The sequence below is a fragment of the Pseudomonas sp. genome (assembly GCF_030690725.1).
In the GTDB taxonomy this organism is placed as follows: Bacteria; Pseudomonadota; Gammaproteobacteria; order Pseudomonadales; family Pseudomonadaceae; genus Aquipseudomonas.
Window position 1 is genome coordinate 15675 of the sequence record NZ_JAUYGD010000019.1, and the last position, 19212, is coordinate 34886.

The 19212-nt window shown below is 57.1% G+C and carries 13 protein-coding genes; 1 reads left to right on the forward strand and 12 read right to left on the reverse strand.

The annotated features are described in order from the left end of the window. Positions 1–27: 27 nt before the first annotated feature. The 9 genes from gltB to Q8O69_RS04200 form a co-directional block, all read right to left on the reverse strand. Positions 28–4476 carry a glutamate synthase large subunit gene (gltB, locus tag Q8O69_RS04160; protein WP_305589808.1) on the reverse strand — a complete coding sequence of 1483 codons (4449 nt, stop codon included), beginning with the start codon at positions 4474–4476 and terminating at the stop codon, positions 28–30. A gap of 240 nt (positions 4477–4716) precedes the next feature. Beyond that, positions 4717–6297: an AAA family ATPase gene (locus Q8O69_RS04165; RefSeq protein ID WP_305589810.1), complete on the reverse strand. Its 1581-nt coding sequence runs from the start codon at positions 6295–6297 to the stop codon at positions 4717–4719. Between the two features lie 10 nt (positions 6298–6307). Then, on the reverse strand, positions 6308–7411 hold the full coding sequence (gene aroB / locus Q8O69_RS04170) for a 3-dehydroquinate synthase (protein WP_305589812.1): 1104 nt from the start codon (positions 7409–7411) through the stop codon (positions 6308–6310). Between the two features lie 51 nt (positions 7412–7462). Beyond that, positions 7463–7981, reverse strand: coding sequence for a shikimate kinase AroK (gene aroK, locus Q8O69_RS04175; RefSeq protein ID WP_305589814.1), 519 nt, complete (start codon positions 7979–7981; stop codon positions 7463–7465). A 4-nt stretch (positions 7982–7985) separates the two neighbouring features. Further along, positions 7986–10073, reverse strand: a complete 2088-nt coding sequence (gene pilQ / locus Q8O69_RS04180; protein WP_305589900.1) for a type IV pilus secretin PilQ — start codon at positions 10071–10073, stop codon at positions 7986–7988. A gap of 55 nt (positions 10074–10128) precedes the next feature. Continuing rightward, positions 10129–10653: a type 4a pilus biogenesis lipoprotein PilP gene (gene pilP / locus Q8O69_RS04185; protein WP_305589816.1), complete on the reverse strand. Its 525-nt coding sequence runs from the start codon at positions 10651–10653 to the stop codon at positions 10129–10131. Further along, positions 10650–11276 (reverse strand): type 4a pilus biogenesis protein PilO, encoded by a 627-nt coding sequence (pilO, locus tag Q8O69_RS04190; RefSeq protein ID WP_305589818.1) that lies wholly within the window; start codon positions 11274–11276, stop codon positions 10650–10652. Before pilO ends, pilP begins: the two co-directional genes overlap by 4 nt. Continuing rightward, on the reverse strand, positions 11273–11845 hold the full coding sequence (pilN, locus tag Q8O69_RS04195; protein ID WP_305589820.1) for a type 4a pilus biogenesis protein PilN: 573 nt from the start codon (positions 11843–11845) through the stop codon (positions 11273–11275). Before pilN ends, pilO begins: the two co-directional genes overlap by 4 nt. Then, on the reverse strand, positions 11845–12909 hold the full coding sequence (locus Q8O69_RS04200; protein WP_275960449.1) for a pilus assembly protein PilM: 1065 nt from the start codon (positions 12907–12909) through the stop codon (positions 11845–11847). Before Q8O69_RS04200 ends, pilN begins: the two co-directional genes overlap by 1 nt. A 181-nt stretch (positions 12910–13090) precedes the next feature. On the opposite strand from Q8O69_RS04200, the gene Q8O69_RS04205 reads away from it, so the two are divergent. Continuing rightward, entirely contained in the window at positions 13091–15508 is a 2418-nt protein-coding gene (locus Q8O69_RS04205) for a penicillin-binding protein 1A (protein ID WP_305589822.1), read from the forward strand. 96 nt (positions 15509–15604) lie between these two features. On the opposite strand, the gene Q8O69_RS04210 is transcribed toward Q8O69_RS04205, so the two are convergent. The 3 genes from Q8O69_RS04210 to Q8O69_RS04220 form a co-directional block, all read right to left on the reverse strand. After that, on the reverse strand, positions 15605–16873 hold the full coding sequence (locus Q8O69_RS04210) for a malic enzyme-like NAD(P)-binding protein (RefSeq protein WP_305589824.1): 1269 nt from the start codon (positions 16871–16873) through the stop codon (positions 15605–15607). A gap of 102 nt (positions 16874–16975) precedes the next feature. After that, positions 16976–18415, reverse strand: a complete 1440-nt coding sequence (locus tag Q8O69_RS04215; protein WP_371136043.1) for a M48 family metalloprotease — start codon at positions 18413–18415, stop codon at positions 16976–16978. Beyond that, positions 18412–19212, reverse strand: coding sequence for a thermonuclease family protein (locus Q8O69_RS04220; protein WP_305589826.1), 801 nt, complete (start codon positions 19210–19212; stop codon positions 18412–18414). The genes Q8O69_RS04215 and Q8O69_RS04220 overlap by 4 nt, the downstream gene beginning before the upstream one ends.

Below are 19212 nucleotides of genomic sequence, written 5' to 3' on the forward strand. Positions count from 1 at the left end.
CCTCATCAAACCACTTCAGGCGCATTCTTATTGCGGGTTGGCACGGGTGCTGGAGAGCAACGACTTCAGGCTTGCCGCCTTCGGTTTGACCAGCCAGAACTTGCGCAGGTAGTCGTCCAGGTTTTCCAGCAGGTTGATGCCCCACTCACTCGATGTTTCCTGGACGTACTCGGCGAGTACGCGCTCCAGGTGGCTACGGTAAGCCTCCATCGACTCATTATTGATCCGCTGAATTTCCACCAGCTCGTGGTTAACGCGATCGTAGAAGCTGTTATCCAGGTCGAGCACGTAGGCGAAACCGCCGGTCATGCCGGAACCGAAGTTGTAGCCGGTCTTGCCCAATACGCAGACAAAGCCGCCGGTCATGTATTCGCAGCAATGGTCGCCCGTGCCTTCAACCACGGTGTGTGCACCGGAGTTACGCACGGCGAAACGCTCGCCTGCGGTACCAGCGGCGAACAGCTTGCCACCGGTGGCGCCGTACAAGCAGGTGTTGCCGATGATGGCGCTGTCCTGGGTTTTGAACGGGCTGCCTTTCGGCGGGGTGATCACCAGCTTGCCGCCGGTCATGCCCTTGCCGACGTAGTCGTTGGCGTCGCCTTCCAGGTACAGGTTCAGACCACCGGCGTTCCACACACCAAAGCTCTGGCCCGCAGTGCCCTTGAAGCGGAAGGTGATCGGCGCCTTGGCCATGCCCTGGTTGCCATGTTTACGGGCGATTTCGCCGGAGACACGGGCACCAATGGAACGGTCGCAGTTGCAGATTTCCAGATCAAACTCGGCACCGCTAGCAGCCTCGATCGCCGGCTTGGCCAACTCAACCATCTTCTCGGCCAGCAGGCCTTCGTCGAACGGCGGGTTGCGATCAACCTGGCAGAACTGCGGTTTGTCGGCCGGAATGTGGTCGCTGCCGAGCAGCGGCGTCAGGTCCAGATGCCCCTGCTTGGCAGTTTCGCCCGGCAGCATTTCCAGCAGATCGGTACGCCCGATCAGCTCTTCCAGGCTACGTACGCCCAGCTTGGCCAGCCACTCGCGGGTTTCTTCGGCGACATAGGTGAAGAAGTTCATCACCATTTCGACGGTGCCGATGAAGTGGTCCTTGCGCAGCTTGTCGTTCTGGGTGGCCACGCCGGTGGCGCAGTTGTTCAGGTGACAGATACGCAGGTATTTACAGCCCAGGGCGATCATCGGCGCAGTACCAAAGCCGAAGCTTTCGGCGCCGAGAATGGCGGCCTTGATCACGTCCAGGCCGGTTTTCAGGCCGCCGTCGGTCTGTACCCGTACCTTGCCGCGCAGGTCGTTGCCGCGCAGGGTCTGGTGGGTTTCGGCCAGGCCGAGTTCCCACGGCGCCCCGGCGTACTTGATTGAGGTCAGCGGCGATGCGCCGGTACCACCGTCGTAACCGGAGATGGTAATCAGGTCGGCATAGGCCTTAGCCACGCCGGCGGCGATGGTGCCGACACCGGCTTCCGCCACCAGTTTGACCGACACCAGTGCAGCCGGGTTGACCTGCTTGAGGTCATAGATCAGCTGCGCCAAGTCTTCGATGGAGTAGATGTCGTGGTGCGGCGGTGGCGAAATCAGGGTCACGCCCGGAACTGCATAACGCAGCTTGGCGATCAGACCGTTGACCTTGCCGCCAGGCAGCTGGCCGCCCTCGCCGGGCTTAGCGCCCTGAGCCACCTTGATCTGCAGCACTTCGGCGTTGACCAGGTATTCCGGGGTCACGCCAAAACGGCCGGTGGCCACCTGCTTGATCTTCGAGCTGCGCACGGTGCCATAACGGGCTGGGTCTTCGCCGCCCTCACCGGAGTTGGAGCGCGCGCCCAGGCGGTTCATCGCTTCGGCAATCGCTTCGTGGGCTTCCGGCGACAACGCACCGAGGGAAATCCCGGCAGAGTCGAAGCGCTTGAGAATCTCGCCCAGCGGCTCAACCTGATCCAGCGCCAGTGGCTGATCGGCCAGCTTCAATTGCAGCAGGTCGCGCAGCATCGACACCGGACGGGTGTCGACCAGCGTGGTGTATTCCTTGAACTTCTCGTAGCTGCCCTGCTGCACAGCAGCCTGCAGGGTGTTGACCACATCCGGGTTGTAGGCATGGTACTCGCCGCCGTAGACGAACTTGAGCAGGCCGCCTTGCTGGATGGTCTTGCGCGCGTTCCAGGCTTCAGCCGCCAACAGCTTCTGCTCGTTTTCAATATCGACGAAGCGCGCGCCCTTGATGCGGCTGGCCACACCACGGAAGCACAGTTCGGTGACGTCATCGGCCAGGCCGACCGCTTCGAACAGCTGCGCACCACGGTAGGAGGCAACGGTGGAGATGCCCATCTTCGACAGGATCTTCAGCAAGCCCTTTGAGATGCCTTTGCGGTAGTGCTTGAACACTTCGTACAGATCGCCCAGCACTTCGCCGGTGCGGATCAGGTCGCCCAGTACTTCGTAAGCGAGGAACGGATAAACCGCCGACGCGCCGAAGCCAAGCAGCACGGCATAGTGATGCGGGTCGCGGGCAGTCGCCGTCTCGACCAGGATGTTGCAGTCGCAACGCAGGCCTTTTTCGGTCAGGCGGTGGTGAATCGCACCGGTAACCAGCGAGGCGTGAGCCGGCAGCTTGCCTGGGGCGATATGACGGTCAGACAGAACCAGCAGCACCTTACCGGCGCGCACGGCTTCTTCAGCCTGATCGGCCATATTGCGCACGGCGGCTTCCAGGCCAATCGACTCGTCGTAGTTCATGTCGATCAGCTGACGCTCGAAGCCTGGGCGATCCAGGTTCATCAAGGCGCGCCACTTGGCCGGCGAAATCACCGGGCTGCTGAGAATCACCCGTGCAGCGTGCTCGGGCGACTCTTCGAAGATATTGCGCTCGGCACCGAGGCAGATCTCCAGCGACATGACAATGGCTTCACGCAGCGGGTCAATCGGCGGGTTGGTGACCTGGGCGAACTGCTGGCGGAAGTAGTCGTACGGCGAGCGCACACGCTGGCTAAGCACGGCCATAGGCGTGTCATCACCCATGGAGCCGACCGCTTCCTGGCCTTGTTCGCCCAGCGGACGCAGCACCTGATCACGCTCCTCGAAGGTGACCTGGTACATCTTCATGTACTGCTTGAGCTGGTCGACGTCGTAGAACGCCGAACCATGGTCGCGGTCTTCAAGGGTCGCCTGAATGCGCTGGGCACTCTTGCGCATCCACTGCTTGTAGGGATGACGCGACTTCAGACGATTGTCGATATCGTCGCTGCCGAGGATCTGCCCGGTTTCGGTGTCCACCGCGAGAATCTGCCCAGGGCCGACGCGGCCCTTGGCCAAGACGTCCTCGGGTGCGTAGTTCCAGACGCCGATTTCCGAGGCCAGGGTGATGTAGCCGTTCTTGGTGGTGACCCAGCGCGCCGGACGCAGACCGTTACGGTCGAGCAGGCACACGGCATGGCGACCATCGGTGAGTACCACACCGGCCGGACCATCCCAAGGCTCCATGTGCATTGAGTTGTATTCGTAGAACGCGCGCAGGTCGGCGTCCATGGTTTCGACGTTCTGCCACGCAGGCGGAATGATCATGCGCACGCCACGGAACAGGTCGATGCCGCCGGTGACCATCAGCTCAAGCATGTTGTCCATGCTCGAGGAGTCGGAACCGACGCGGTTGACCAGCGGGCCGAGTTCTTCGAGATCGAAGATTTGGTCGTTGGCGAATTTCAGGCGACGGGCCTGCGCCCAGTTGCGGTTACCGGTGATGGTGTTGATTTCACCGTTATGCGCGAGGAAGCGGAACGGCTGAGCCAGCGGCCACTTCGGCAGGGTGTTGGTGGAGAAGCGCTGGTGGAATACGCAAATGGCGGTCTGCAGGCGCTCGTCACCCAGATCCGGGTAGAACTGCTGCAGATCGGCCGGCATCATCAGGCCTTTGTAGATGATGGTCTTGTGCGAAAAGCTGCAGATGTAGTGATCGCTGTCAGCGGCGTTAGCCACCGAGGAGCGACGACGGGCGCTGAATAGCTTGATCGCAAATTCCTGATCGGACAGGCCTTCGCCGCCGATAAACACCTGCTCGATCTGCGGCAGGCGCTCAAGCGCCAGACGGCCGAGTACGCTGGTGTCAATTGGCACTTTGCGCCAGCCGACCAGGCTCAGGCCGGCAGCAAGAATCTCGCGATTCATGTTTTCGCGCGCAGCTTCGGCTTTCACCGGGTCCTGGTTGAAGAACACCATGCCCACGGCGTACTGCTTGGGCAGCTCGACGGCAAAGTGCTGTTGGGCCATAGCCCGCAGGAAAGCATCAGGCTTCTGGATCAGCAGACCGCAACCGTCACCGGTTTTACCGTCGGCGTTGATCCCGCCACGGTGGGTCATGCATGTCAGGGCTTCAATCGCGGTCTGCAGCAGGTGATGGCTAGCCTCACCCTGCATATGGGCGATAAGGCCGAAGCCGCAGTTATCCTTGAACTCATCAGGACGGTACAAACCTGCTTTCATAGGGACTCTCACCAGACGGCCTATCACAAGGCAATTACTTTCTAATTCAACCACTTACCATGCGCGCAGGACTAAGCCCCAGCTTTGCGCAGGCGAAAGGGCAGTCATTGTACATACCCACCTAGGCCGTCACAAACCTTAGTGACGAAGCCTTGAAAAAATATGTCGCGAAAACGAAGGATAAGACCGGAAGGTCGTGGTAGCGACCGACCGGTCAGCGCGAGCGCTGAAGTGTATCAGCTAGCGCGCCTGGGCAATCTCTTGCTGAATGCCAGCAAAGTTACGCGGCCATGGCTTACCAGCCTGCACCTTTGCAGGCAGGGTACGCAAGGCCGCCTGCGCCGCATCACGCGTGGCAAAGCTGCCATAGGTAACCACGTACAGCGGCTTGCCCTGATGCTGCTTCTTGAAATAGTGGTAATCCGCGCCATTGGCTTTTACAAAAGCCTGCGCACCACTTTCCAACCGAGCCCCGAGGATCTGCAGGGTATAACGCGAGCCCGCCTGCGCGGCATACCAATCACCACCACCAGCAGCAGGCTTGGCCGCAGCGGCCAGTGCTTGTGGCTTAATTGGCGGGGGCACTGCAGCCGTCACTGGCGCAACCGGCTTGACCACGGGCGCAACTGGCGGAGCAACCACCGGAGCAACCTTGACCGGCTCAGAAACCACAGGCGCAACCGGAGCACTCGCCGACACGACTGGAGCTGGTTCAGGCGCTACATCTGCGGCCCCAGAAGCACCCTCAGAGTCAGCCTCTTCTGCGCCACTCAAGCCAGCCGCCTGAGCCAAAGGCTCACGAATAACCGGCTGCGCCTCGCCCACCAAAGGTAGCGGCAGTGGCTGATTGGCACCCTCGAACTGAATCGCAGGCGCAACCGCAGCATCAGCTGGCGGCGCAACCACTGCAGGCGGCGCAGCCTCATCAAGCGGCAACTGCGCAATAACAGGCGCATCAACATCTTCAACGACGCGCCCCTGCATAAACCAGGCAGCCAGAACCCCGATAGCAACCACGCACAACGCCAGCAGATGCTTGCGCGGCAAATTGAAGGCAAAACCACCGCGACTCGCCGCACCACGCTGCGCCAACATCGCCTCAACCAGCGACTCGCGCGCAACCTGATTAATTACACCCGGCCAGCCAGCAGATTGCTCGTGAATATCGGCAATCTGCTCATCGCTGAATACCTCAATCCCCTGCGCCGCACCCTCAAGGCGTTGAGCCAGATACTCGCGCGTTTCTTCCTCGCTATAGGGCTGCAACTCGATGACATGAAAACACTCATCGCCTGCCGCCACATTTTCAAGGCGCGACAGCAGCTGCGACTCGGCAAACAGAAATACATGCGGACGGCCCTCAGCATTACCCACCGCCAGGCTCAACAGGCTGGTCAGCGCAGCATCACTGAGATCCTCGGCATCATCAACCAGTACATAGACTTCCTGCCCGGTCAGAGCCAACTGGCCGACCTGAGCAAGAATGGCCGGCAGCTCAGGGCGCTGCACCTGCAAGCCCTGGGCGACCTGGCGCAGAATACTGGCGGGATCAGAAGCGCCCTTGGCAGACACCACCACACTCTGCACCGCCTGCTTATTGGTGCTCGCTACCAGCGCCTGACGCAACAGGGTTTTACCACTGCCATCAGGCCCACTGACTACCAGCAACAGCTGGCTGTAGCGCGCCAAATGGTGCAACTGCCCAAGCACGGGCTTGCGCTGCGCCGGGAAGAATTTGAACCCTGGAACCCGCGAAGCGAAGGGGTCATGAGTGAACTGGTAGTGATCGAGAAACGCCTCGTCAGCATGCAAACTTGTCATGGGACACTCGTTAATTTTTAAGCTGAGCCAACTGCGCCGCATAGTCTGCGTTCAGCGTGGCATTCAAAATTTCCCGGGGAAAATCACCGGTTACAACCGCCTCACCCAAACCGCGCAATAACACCAGGCGCAGCTTGCCATCGAGAACCTTCTTGTCGACCGCCATATGCTCCATAAAATCCTCAGGCGCCATATTCGCGGGAGGAACAACAGGCAAACCGGCAGCGACAAACAGCCTGACGGCCCGCGCACGCTCTGCCGCGCTAATCCAGCCCAGACGCTCGGACATATCCAACGCCATAACCGTGCCAGCCGCTACCGCCTCACCATGCAGCCAGACACCATAACCCTGATGCGTCTCGATGGAATGGCCAAAGGTGTGGCCAAGATTCAAGGTAGCGCGCACCCCCGACTCACGCTCATCGGCCGCGACAACGCGAGCCTTGGCCGCACAAGAATGAGCGATTGCTGCAGTCAGCGCCTCCTGATCAAGGGCACGCAATGCAGGCATATGCTCCTCAAGCCAGGATAGGAATGGCTCATCACAGATCAAGCCGTACTTGATCACCTCGGCCAAACCTGCGGACAACTCACGCGCAGGCAAGGTAGCCAGCGTAGCGGTATCGATCAACACTGCTTGCGGTTGGTAGAAGGCACCTACCATGTTCTTGCCCAACGGATGGTTGATACCGGTTTTGCCACCAACCGATGAATCAACTTGCGACAGCAACGTGGTTGGCACCTGGATAAAGTTCACACCGCGCTGATAACAGGACGCTGCAAACCCCGCCATATCGCCAATTACACCACCACCCAAAGCGATCACCGTCGTGCGCCGGTCATGCCGCGCACCCAGCAACCCGTCAAAAACCAGCTGCAGGGTTTCCCAGGTTTTATGGCTCTCGCCATCAGGTAAAACTACAGAGGTAATGGCACAGCCACCGAGCGAACGCTCAAGTGCAGCTAGATAAAGGGGAGCAACTGTCTCATTGGTCACTATCGCGACTTGTCGGCCCACTATATGGGTAGCCAACAAATCACCACGAGCTAACAGCTCGGCACCGATATAGATCGGGTAGCTGCGTTCACCAAGATCGACATGAAGAGTCTGCATAAAGCCCCCAGCTTACAAAGGGGCCTAGGATAGCGCAGTTCAGCCTGCGCTTTAACGGGGAGAAAGCGCCTCAAGACGCTCAAGGATCTCTTGAACCACCAGACGAGGCGGACGCTCGTCGGTTTCGACCACTACATCAGCGATTTCACGGTAGAGCGGATCACGAACAGCCAACAGCTCAGCCAGAACTTTACCCGGGTCCGCCGCACGCAACAGCGGCCGATTGCGATCACGCGAAGTACGATCCACCTGCTGCTCAACAGAAGCATGCAAATAAACCACATGCCCACCACGCCTGAGCGCAACACGATTTTCGGAGCGCATTACCGCCCCACCACCAGTAGCCAAGACCATACCGTCAACATCGCAAAGCTCTGCGATTACCGCCTGCTCACGCTCACGAAATCCCTGCTCACCTTCAACATCAAAGATCCAGGGAATATCTGCGCCCGTACGCTGCTCAATTTCTTTGTCAGAGTCCTTGAACGGCAACCGCAATTCTTTAGCAAGCAAACGCCCAATGGTGCTTTTACCAGCCCCCATCGGGCCGACGAGGATCAAATTTCGCACTGAATCAACGACTCACCGCTACGGCTTGATTGTTCATGATGCGCGGAGTCAGGAAGATCAGCAGCTCAGACTTATTATCCTGAACAACATCACGCTTAAACATCCGCCCCAAATAAGGAAGATCACCTAAAAAAGGAACCTTATCAACAGTTTTCGTTTGCGTATTTGAGAAGACACCACCAATAACGATAGTTTCGCCATCACTAACAAGAACTTTAGCATTAACTTCGTTTTTATTAATTGGCGGCACACCATTAACCGCCTGAGAGAAATCAGGAGAATCCTTTGTAACCTTTACCTCCATGATAATTCGATTATCTGGCGTAATTTGAGGTGTAACCTCCAGTGAAAGCGCAGCCTCTTTGAAGGATGTAGTACTAGCACCACTGGAACTAGCTTCTTGATATGGGATTTCAGCACCCTTAAGGATTTTGGCTGTCTCTTTATCAGAAGTCACAACCTTTGGCTGAGAGACGACTTCACCATTGCCAGTCTTCTCCATAGCCGAGAGTTCGAGATCCAAAATGGTATTGTTTGTTATAAAACCAATACCTATTCCAGAAGTAAGCTCCTCCACACCAAGATCTACAAAATTACCGACTGAAGGCGTAGGATTTTGAATACCAGGGTTTTGACCATAACCAGGAGCTCCCACACGATTACCACCACTACCACCGGCCACAAAATTGCCGTTGCCTACACGAGCGCCACGCCAGTTGACACCAAGCTGCTTATCATAATTTACATTTGCCTCAACAATCCTCGCCTCAATCATTACCTGACGAACAGCGACATCAAGCTGGGAAACTATACGACGAAGCTCATCTAAGCGATCTTGCGTTTGATAAGCAATAATACTGTTTGTTCTATCATCAACCGTTATGGACCCTCGATCATCCGCAGTGCCATCTGCACTTGTTACGGACTGAAAAAGCTTTGCCATATCGGACGCCTTGGCATAATTCACCTGAATCAGCTCACGACGTAAAGGCGCCAGCTCAGCAATCTGCTTTTGTGACTCAAGCTCCTGCCTCTCACGCGCAGCTATTTCATCTGCAGGAGCAACAAGAAGAACATTACCAATCTTGCGCTTATCTAGACCCTTCGTTTTTAGAACAAGGTCTAATGCCTGATCCCACGGAACATTCTGCAACCGAAGAGTAATATTACCCGTAACAGTGTCGCTAGCAACCAAATTCAAGTCCGTGAAATCCGCAATCAACTGCAAAACTGACCGAACATCGATATCCTGAAAATTAAGAGAAAGCTTCTCACCGGCATAAGCAAAACTGTCGGCTTTACGCTTCTCGGCCTCAGACCGAGTCAACGGCTTAACGCTTAATGTCAACTTATTATCCGCTTGGTATGCCAAATAGTCATAAACACCAGACGATTCAATGACAACACTAACCTTATCAGACGCACTAGTAGTACTTACATATTGCACCGGAGTAGCGAAGTCTTTCACATCAAGCTTTACACGAAGAGACTCCGGCAGCTGTGTCTTGGCAAAATCTAAGCGAATTTTACCGCCTTGATCTTGTATATCAGGACTTACAGACGCATCAGACAAGGTTATAACCACATTACCCTCGCCCTGCTCGCCACGCTGAAAATCTATATTACTAATCCCCCTCACTTGTGGAGAGTATTTCTTCGCTGGAACAACGGCCTTGGAAACAGCAGAGTCGGCCGCCGCAGCCGGAATTTTAGAGCCCTCGCCAACCACAACAAAGAGGCTGTTCCCCTCAGCGCGAGTGTGATACGGAGAAAGATTCGATAGGTTAATTACAAGCCGAGTACGATCTTTCGCCTCGACCACGGTAACACTACGAGCGTTACCAACACCGAGCTCTCTATTTTTCACACCTAACTTGTTCAAAACCCCGGGCAAGTCAAGCGCAATACGAGCCGGCTGCTCAATCGTATAACCACGAGGCGCTAACACAGGCTCATCAAAAGTCAGCTTCAATTCGACCCGATCCCCCGGCAACGCAGCAACGTCAAGAGCCATTAAATCAGCAGCCATCAACGACGGAGAAAGAAGTGCAGCAAGAAGAGGAAGACCAATAAAAGAGGGGGATATGTTCATAATCATATTCCACTGAGCAGACCGGTTATTTTTTTTCATATTCATTCCGCCCTAGTTAAGAGCGCTCCTTAAGGGATAGGCTACGCGGCCGTTCCAACCAACCACCCTCACCATCCGGAACGATTTCAATTACATCGACTTTGGACTCGTCTATGGCAAGTATTCGGCCATGATTGCGGCCAATATAGTCTCCCACTCGAACCCTATGGACACCACCAGCGCCACTCACTAACGCAAAAGCGCCTGAATCATTTGCCAAGGTACCAACCATTACAAATGTTTCTATATTAAAGCCTTCAAGAAACTGCTTCGTGCGAGTGTCGTCGGGTTTCACATCCTTAGAACCTTTCTGCCGCTCTGCCATTTCCAGCTTAACAGGCGGCTGAAACGGATTTCTTAACGCAGCAGCGCTATAAGTAAAACTTTCATAGGGCTGAAACTTTGGTAGCGGCTCAATCTCACCTTTAGGCCTAGCACGCACTTCATCCATATAAGACTGAAGATCGGAAAACCCACCACTACCATCACAACCCGATATGAGCAAAACTAAAATCAATAATACAGGCCTGAAAAAATTCATTGCTGCGCCCCCTTATCATTATATCGATAAGTTTTGGCCAATATACTCATGCGCAGCTTAGTCGAACCATCACTGCTAGTAGCTGAGACCAAATCAAAATCATGCAAGGTAACAATTCGTGGCAGGCTTGCAACGCCACTGACAAACGTTGCAAGGTCATGGTATGCGCCAACGACAGTAATTTGAATGGGCAGCTCTATATAAAACTGCTGAGCAGCCTCAGGCAAAAGCTTGATCTCCTCAAACTCCAGGCCACTTCCTAAGCCTGTCCGAGTTATATCTTCCAGCAAACCCGGAACCTCTGTATCACTTGGCAGCTGCTTCAAAAGCGCGCCAAATGAAATTTCCATCTCCTGCATTTGTTCTTTATACGCATCTAAATTGGCAGCTTGAAATGCTTTACTCGAGAACTGTTCCTTCAGGGCGACCTCTTCAGCCTGTTTCCCTTCCAGCTGCGACTGCAGATCCTTAAGATGAAAGTTATAACCTAAAGCGACAACAGCAATCACCAGCAAAACACCAGCAATAAATTTTACTGCTGCAGGCCAAGAACCGACGTTATTGAAATCAAGGTTACTCAGATCAATCTGACGCAGACTCTCTAGCGATTCATTAAGGCTCATTGCTTAGCCTCCTCTACCGCGACTCCTGGCTGGGTCTGCTGCACACTCAACTGAAATACATTGGCCTGATCAACAGCACCTGCCGTCACAGACTTAACCTCAGTAAGATTTGGCGCAGTTAGCCACTCGGACGCATCCAAGTTACGCATCAGGTTTGATACACGATTGTTAGACTCAGAAGCACCAACAATAGCGATGTTTTTTGCAGTCATTTTCACCCCAGTGAAATGAACGCCATCAGGTAATGTTCGAACTAACTGATCAAAAACACGCCCAATAATCGGCCGATTACCTTGCAGGTCCTGAATAATTTTCATCCGTTCAAGAAGCTGCTGGCGACGCGTTTTGAGTTCGCTTATTTCAGCGATCCGAGCATCCAGAACAGCAATCTCCTTACGAATAAACTCATTTCGAGCATCTTGCTGCTCAATTGCCCCACTCAGATATTGATCCCCGAGGAAGACAACACCTGCCGCAACAACAAACACACCAGCAAGCGTCACCAAAAAGCGCTGCTTGCGTTCTTCGCGTAGCTGCTCGCGCCAGGGTAGAAGGTTAATCCGCGCCATTAGTCGAAACTCCTCATCGCCAGACCACAGGCAATCATCAGGGCTGGCGCATCGCTGGCGAGTGCGCCGGCGTTAACCTTGCCACTCAGCGCCATTTCAGCGAATGGATTAGCGACCAATGTCTGGGTGCCAATTTTTTGCTGAATCAAACGATCAAGGTCTGGAATCGACGCAGTACCGCCCGCCAACAGGATGTAGTCGACATCATTGAACTGACCCGCTGCGAAGAAGAACTGCAGAGAGCGAGCGACCTGCTGAACCACGGCTTCTTTAAAGGGCTGCAGCACTTCGCTGTCATAGTCATCCGGCAAGCCACCTTGCTTTTTGGCAAGGCCGGCCTCTTCGACGGACAGGCCATAGCGGCGCTGAATTTCTTCGGTAAGTTGTTTACCGCCAAATAGCTGCTCACGGGTATAGATAGTGCGACCGTTGTGCAGGACGCTGAGCGTGGTCATGGTTGCGCCAATATCGACAACCGCGACCGTCAGCTCATCACGACCGCCGCCCAGCTGATCGATCAGCAGACCGTATGCACGCTCAAGCGCATAGGCTTCAACATCGACCACTTTGGCGGTAAGACCGGCGAGGGCCAGAGCAGCCTCACGGACTTCGACGTTTTCCTTGCGGCACGCGGCAAGCAGCACTTCGACACGATCGGCATTGCGCGCGGACGCGCCTTGCACTTCGAAATCGATCGCGACTTCTTCCAGCGGATAGGGGATGTATTGGTCGGCCTCGATCTTCAGCTGATTTTCAAGCTCATCATCAGAAAGCCCAGCTTCCATTTCGATGGTCTTGGTAATCACCGCTGAGCCTGCCACCGCAACCGCAACGGTTTTCACGCCGCTCTTGGCTTTGGCAAGCACACGTGAAAGGGCCTGCCCCACACCTTCCAGTTCGGCGATGTTCTTTTCGACCACCGCGTTTGGCGGGAGCGGCTCGACTGCGTAAGCCTCTACCTTGTAGCGGCTTCCGGAGCGGCTCAATTCGAGGAGCTTGACGGAGGTCGAACTGATATCGATCCCGAGTAGCGTATTCGCTTTCTTATTGAAGAGCCCTAGCACGACCGATTTCCTATTGGCATCCGCGACTTACGGACTATTTATGTTTTTTCACATTAAATAACAGTCTTGACAGAAGCGCAAATGGCTACCCAGCAAAAAAACCGCTTATAATGTGATCAGTTTTTCTCTTTTAACCTTGTGTTTCGCTTAACCCGTTCTTTTATCTGGAAATCCAAAAATCTTGATGCGTCTTTTGCGTTTTTTCTGCTGGTCTGGCCTCGCCGCTTTTTGTGCTCTGGTGCTCAGTTTCAGCGGAGCCTTCCTCTATCTTAGCCCTAGCCTTCCATCCGTCGAATCTTTGCGCAGCATTCAGCTGCAGATTCCTCTGCGCGTTTACAGCAGCGACGCCAAGCTGATTGCCGAATTCGGTGAAATGCGCCGCTCGCCAATCGCCTTTGCGGACATCCCCCCAGAGTTCATCAGCGCTTTGCTGGCGGCCGAAGATGACAACTTTGCCAACCATTATGGCGTCGACCTTACCAGCCTGATGCGCGCTGCAACGCAAATCTTGAAAAGCGGGCAGATTCAAACCGGCGGCAGCACCATTACCATGCAGGTGGCGAAGAACTTCTTTCTCACCAGCGAAAGAAGTTTCTCGCGCAAGATCAACGAGATACTTCTAGCTCTGCAAATTGAACGGGAACTCAGTAAGAACGAAATCCTTGAACTTTATGTGAACAAGATTTACCTGGGTAATCGCGCTTACGGTATCGAAGCAGCCGCGCAGGTGTATTACGGCAAATCCATTCGCGAGGCCAGCCTTGCTCAAATGGCAATGATTGCCGGCCTGCCCAAAGCCCCCTCGCGCTTCAATCCCCTGGTCAACCCAACCCGCTCGATGGAGCGCCGCGACTGGATTCTTGGGCGCATGTACAGCCTTGGCCGCATCGACAAACAGCGCTATGAGGAAGCCCTGGCTGAACCCATCAATGTCAGTTACCACGTACCAGCACCGGAACTGGCGGCACCTTATATCGCTGAGATGGCACGCGCGGAGATGGTCGGCCGCTACGGCAGCGAGGCTTATACCGATGGCTTTAACGTCACCACTACGGTATCCAGCGACCTGCAACTCGCGGCCAACTCGGCAGTCCGCGAGGGCCTGATTGCTTACGACCAGCGCCACGGTTACCGCGGCCCAGAAAGCCGCCTCCCCGGCATGACCAAGGAAAACTGGCAAACCGAGCTGAACAAGCAAACCTCTCTCGGCGGCCTGGAACCGGCCATTGTCACAGGCGTGGAAAAAAGCGGGATCATGGTTCTGCTACGCAACGGCGAGGAACACGCCGTTGCCTGGGACAGTATGAAATGGGCTCGACCGTTCCTTAACACCAACAGCATGGGCCCGCGCCCACAACAGCCCGCCGATGTCAGCCAGATTGGCGACCTGATCCGCGTGCAACGCCAGGAAGACGGCAGCCTGCGCTTTGTTCAGCTGCCTGCGGCGCAGAGCGCTCTGGTATCGCTGGACCCGAACAGCGGCGCCATTCGCGCCCTGGTCGGCGGCTTCTCTTTTGAACAAAGTAACTACAACCGCGCCGCACAAGCCAAGCGCCAGCCGGGCTCGAGCTTCAAACCCTTTGTGTACAGCGCCGCGCTGGATAAAGGCTACACCGCCGCCACCCTGGTGAATGATGCGCCGATTGTGTTCGCCGACGATGCGCTGTCGCAGGTATGGCGACCGAAGAATGACAACAACACCTTCCTCGGCCCGATCCGCCTGCGCGAGGCCCTGTACCGTTCACGCAACTTGGTTTCCATTCGTCTGCTGCAGGACCTCGGCATCGCCAGCACCCTGAGCTATATCGAGCGCTTTGGCTTTGAGAAGAAGGACCTGCCGCCCAACCTGTCGTTGGCGCTGGGCACCGCGAGCCTCACGCCCATGGAAATCGCCGAGGGCTGGAGTGTGTTTGCCAGCGGCGGCTACAAGACCGAGCCTTACCTGATCGAACGGATCGAAGACCGCACGGGCAAGCAGCTGTTCAACGCCAACCCGGCGCAAACCCCGGCCGGTATCGCCCAGCGCGCAGAACAGGGCAGTGCACTGCAGTTCAGCGTCGGCGACCAGCCACTACCGCCTGAGCCGCTGCTTGCCGAGCAGATCATCGATGAACGCACTGCCTACATCATGACCAGCATGCTCCAGGACGTGATCAAACGCGGCACGGGGCGCCGCGCAATGGCCCTGGGCCGCGATGACCTGGCGGGTAAAACCGGCACCACCAACGAGTCGAAAGACAGCTGGTTCTCCGGCTACAACGCGGACTACATCACCACGGTCTGGGCTGGCTTCGATCAGCCGGAAAGCCTGGGCCGCAACGAGTACGGCGGCACCGTGGCCCTGCCGATCTGGATGAGCTATATGGCCGCCGCCCTAAAGGACAAGCCCAGCCACCTGCTGGCAGAACCCGAAGGCCTGCTGACCCTGCGTATCGATCCACACAGCGGGCGCGCGGCCACACCCGATACGCCAGAGGCCTACTTCGAGCTGTTCAAGAGTGAGGACTCGCCACCCCCCATGGGCGAATTTGAGCCTGGCATGTACATCCCTGGCAGCCCGCTGCCTGCCGATGAAGCAGCGCCAATCGACCTGTTTTAAAACCTCTGCGGCAGTCGCGTGATGCCTGAGAAAGCCGAAATAGCGCCAATAAAAAACCCGCCGTAGCGGGTTTTTTATTGCTCTTGAGCTAAGCGCTTAGCCGTTGAACACGTCGTTTACCGACTGCAACGGGTAATGCTTCGGATACGGCAGAGTCGCCACACCGCTTTCAATCGCAGCCTTGGCCACGGCATCGCAGACCACAGTGATCAGGCGTGGGTCCATCGGCTTCGGAATGATGTACTCGCGACCGAACGATAGGGCAATACCGCCGTAGGCATCACAGACTTCCTGCGGCACCTGCAGCTTGGCCAGGTCACGCAAGGCCAGGGCAGCGGCGATCTTCATTTCTTCGTTGATGCGAGTCGCGCGAACGTCCAGGGCACCACGGAAGATAAACGGGAAGCCGAGTACGTTGTTGACCTGGTTCGGGTAGTCGGAGCGACCGGTCGCCATGATCACGTCATTACGCACTTCATGGGCCAGTTCCGGTTTGATTTCCGGGTCCGGATTGGAGCAGGCGAACACGATTGGGCTCGGCGCCATGCGCTTGAGGTCTTCCGGCGCCAGCAGGTTGGCACCCGACAGGCCGACGAATACGTCAGCACCGTCCAGAGCATCAGCCAAGGTGCGCTTGGTGGTTTCGCTGGCGAATACCGCCTTGTACTGGTTCAGGTCATCGCGGCCGGCGTGGATCACGCCTTTGCGGTCGATCATAAAGATGTTCTCGACCTTGGCGCCCATGCTCACCAGCAACTTCATGCAGGAGATCGCAGCAGCGCCGGCGCCCAGGCAGACGATCTTGGCGTCTGGCAGGGTCTTGCCGGCGATTTCCAGGGCGTTGAGCATGCCGGCTGCGGTCACGATAGCGGTGCCGTGCTGGTCATCGTGGAACACTGGAATGTCGCACTGTTCGATCAGCGTGCGTTCGATTTCAAAGCACTCAGGCGCCTTGATGTCTTCCAGGTTGATGCCACCGAAGGTGATCGAGATGCGGCGCACGGTATCGATAAAGGCCTGCGGGCTCTCGGACTCGACTTCGATGTCGAATACGTCGATACCGGCAAAGCGCTTGAACAGCACGCCTTTACCTTCCATTACCGGCTTGGAAGCCAGCGGGCCGAGATCGCCGAGACCGAGAATAGCGGTACCGTCGGAAATGACTGCCACCAGGTTGCCTTTGCCGGTGTAGCGGTACGCCAGCTCCGGATCACGCGCGATTTCGCGCACAGGCTCAGCGACGCCCGGGCTGTAGGCCAGGGACAGATCGCGTGCGGTTGCGGTGGGCTTGGTTAGCTCGACACTCAGCTTACCCGGACGGGGATGGGCGTGATATTCGAGAGCGGCTGTTTTCAAATCAGACATGTTGGCATTTCCGCTTTGGGCTGTTGAACAGGCAGGCGGCCGAGGATACGCAAGTTGTATACAGCTGCACAAGACTGGCAAGTCCGTATGCGCACGCAGGCCCTAGCGCACGACCTTCAGCCAGTCGCCAGCACGCGGCCGACCTGTCGGGTAGAGATTATTCAGCAGACGCAGGGTCTTCAGCGCATCGCCCGGCAACTTGCTGCCTTTGGCCAGCGCTTCGATGGTTTGCCCGGGCTTGGCCTTGACCATATGCAGGCGCAGCGGCTGCGCCTGCTGGTATTCGGCACTGGTCATCGGCCGGAAGCTTTTGATCACGCTGAGAAACTGCTCATCCTGAGTTTCCAGCGAGGCGCGACCACGCACCGCAGCGACAAACAGGTAAACCCGTGGACCGTACTGAATAACCGCCACACGCTTGGCGGCATTGCCTGGAATCACCGCGCTGTAGCCCTTGAGGCCGGCCTGCTGCAACTCGACGCCGGCCACCAAGCGCTGACCGCCGACACGCTGACGCAGCAACTCAGCCGGCGTCAGGTTTTGCGGATTGTCTTCCAGGGTCATGGCGATAAATGCCTGCTGATCGTCGGTGTGACCGATCAGCGCATCCGGGCGATTGAGCAGGCTCCAGCCCTTGGGAAACGCCAGGGTGAAGTTCAGGTCAGCATGATAGAACCGCTGGCCGCGACGCACGCCGGTTTCGGCGGAGTCACCAAAGGGCAAGCCTTCCAGGCGCTTGAGAAAGGCTTCGCGATTGACCTCCTGCTGACTGGTGGCCAAGGCTCGCGCCGGGCCCAGCACCTGCTGCAAACGCCGGTCGTTATCCGGGTGGGTATCGAACAGCCCGTGATAACCACCGGCCGGCTGCGCCTCACCGCGCGCGGCGGCTTGATCGCGGGCGAAGTCTTCCTGATTCTTCAACACTTTGACCACTTCGATCATCGCCTGCGGGTCATAGCCGCTACGCGCCAGGTACTGCGCGCCGAGGCCATCGGCCTCCAGCTCCATATCGCGGCCATAACCACGGACAAAGGCGCTGCCAAGCACCCCGGTGACATCGGCGGCGGCGCCAACGCCGGTGCCAATCGCCACAGCCTGGCCGAGCAAGCCCCAGGCGGTGGACTGACTTTGCTGCTGCACGCTGTGCCGGGCAGTAACGTGGCCCACTTCATGGCCGAGCACGGCGGCCAGTTCAGCTTCCGAGCTGAGGTAGGCCAGCAGCCCGCGATGGATATAGATGTAACCGCCCGGCAGGGCAAAGGCGTTGATATCCGGGCTGTCGACCACAGTGAACTGATAGGCCAACTGGTTGCGATGGCTGTGCTTCGCCACCCGCTCACCGACCTGCTGCACATAAGCCTGCAGCTTCTCGTCGGCGTAGCGCGGGTTCTCCTTGAGGATCTGCTGGTTGTAGCGACGGCCGAGGTCGAGTTCCTGCTGCTCGCTCATCATCACGAAGTTGCTGCGTCCGGTGGCCGGATTGACCGCACAGCCTGCCAGCTGCATCAGCAGGACGAACAACGTCAGTACGCGCAGGATCATGGCAACACCTCCAACATGGCCTTATCGGTCAACGGCAGCATCCAGCGCGCCTGCCCTGCGCGCAAACCGCCACGCTTGGAACGGTCGATCACCCAACCGCGGGCCTCGACCTTGCGACCTTCAAGGCCTCGGACAGCACGCAGGTCAAAACTGCCCAACGCACGCGGAGCGATATGCAGCACCAGCAAATCGCCCATTTCCAACCACAGCCCACCGCGATTGCGCTCAACACGCTCGACCCGGCCCTGTAGCAGAGCAAAGCCGCCGCTTTTCAACTGCGCGGCAGCTTGCACCGGCGAGCGCTGCCAGAGCCCGGCACGGGCCTGCCGCGCACTGCGCTCGGCGGCTTGCTGGCACTGCACCAGCGCCAGGTTAGGCGCGACAGCCACCAGATAGCCTAGGCCCTCGGCGAGCAACTGCGCCTCCAGGTTGCGCCCACGGCTGTCATAGGCATGCGCCAGGGCGCGCCCGTAGTGATCCTTGGCCTGCTGACCGTACTGCAACGAGACCCGGCCATCGCTCGCTGCTATCAATGCCTGCAAACGTCTGTGCGCAGCCTCGGCGAAAGGCTCGGCAGAGCGGCCTTGGCGGCCCATTTCCGGGCTGTTCAAACCGATCAAGCGCACATTGCGCCCATCGACCAAGCGCAGGGTGTCGCCATCCACCACGCGCTGCACCTTGGCGCTGGGCAGCTTGCCGGGAGCCGGGCAGAACGCCAGAGCGCCGCCGGCATAAACGCCGAAAACGAAAAAGGCGCCCACTAGGGACGCCTTTTTCAGTAGCGAGGTGCAAACCAT

Excerpts from the sequence above, each read along its gene's own strand:
- gltB (WP_305589808.1), bottom strand. The coding sequence starts at position 4,476 with ATGAAAGCAGGTTTGTACCGTCCTGATGAGTTCAAGGATAACTGCGGC.
- Q8O69_RS04165 (WP_305589810.1), bottom strand. The coding sequence starts at position 6,297 with ATGACAAGTTTGCATGCTGACGAGGCGTTTCTCGATCACTACCAGTTC.
- aroB (WP_305589812.1), bottom strand. The coding sequence starts at position 7,411 with ATGCAGACTCTTCATGTCGATCTTGGTGAACGCAGCTACCCGATCTAT.
- pilQ (WP_305589900.1), bottom strand. The coding sequence starts at position 10,073 with ATGAACATATCCCCCTCTTTTATTGGTCTTCCTCTTCTTGCTGCACTT.
- pilP (WP_305589816.1), bottom strand. The coding sequence starts at position 10,653 with ATGAATTTTTTCAGGCCTGTATTATTGATTTTAGTTTTGCTCATATCG.
- pilO (WP_305589818.1), bottom strand. The coding sequence starts at position 11,276 with ATGAGCCTTAATGAATCGCTAGAGAGTCTGCGTCAGATTGATCTGAGT.
- pilN (WP_305589820.1), bottom strand. The coding sequence starts at position 11,845 with ATGGCGCGGATTAACCTTCTACCCTGGCGCGAGCAGCTACGCGAAGAA.
- Q8O69_RS04210 (WP_305589824.1), bottom strand. The coding sequence starts at position 16,873 with ATGTCTGATTTGAAAACAGCCGCTCTCGAATATCACGCCCATCCCCGT.
- Q8O69_RS04215 (WP_371136043.1), bottom strand. The coding sequence starts at position 18,415 with ATGATCCTGCGCGTACTGACGTTGTTCGTCCTGCTGATGCAGCTGGCA.
- Q8O69_RS04220 (WP_305589826.1), bottom strand. The coding sequence starts at position 19,212 with ATGGTTTGCACCTCGCTACTGAAAAAGGCGTCCCTAGTGGGCGCCTTT.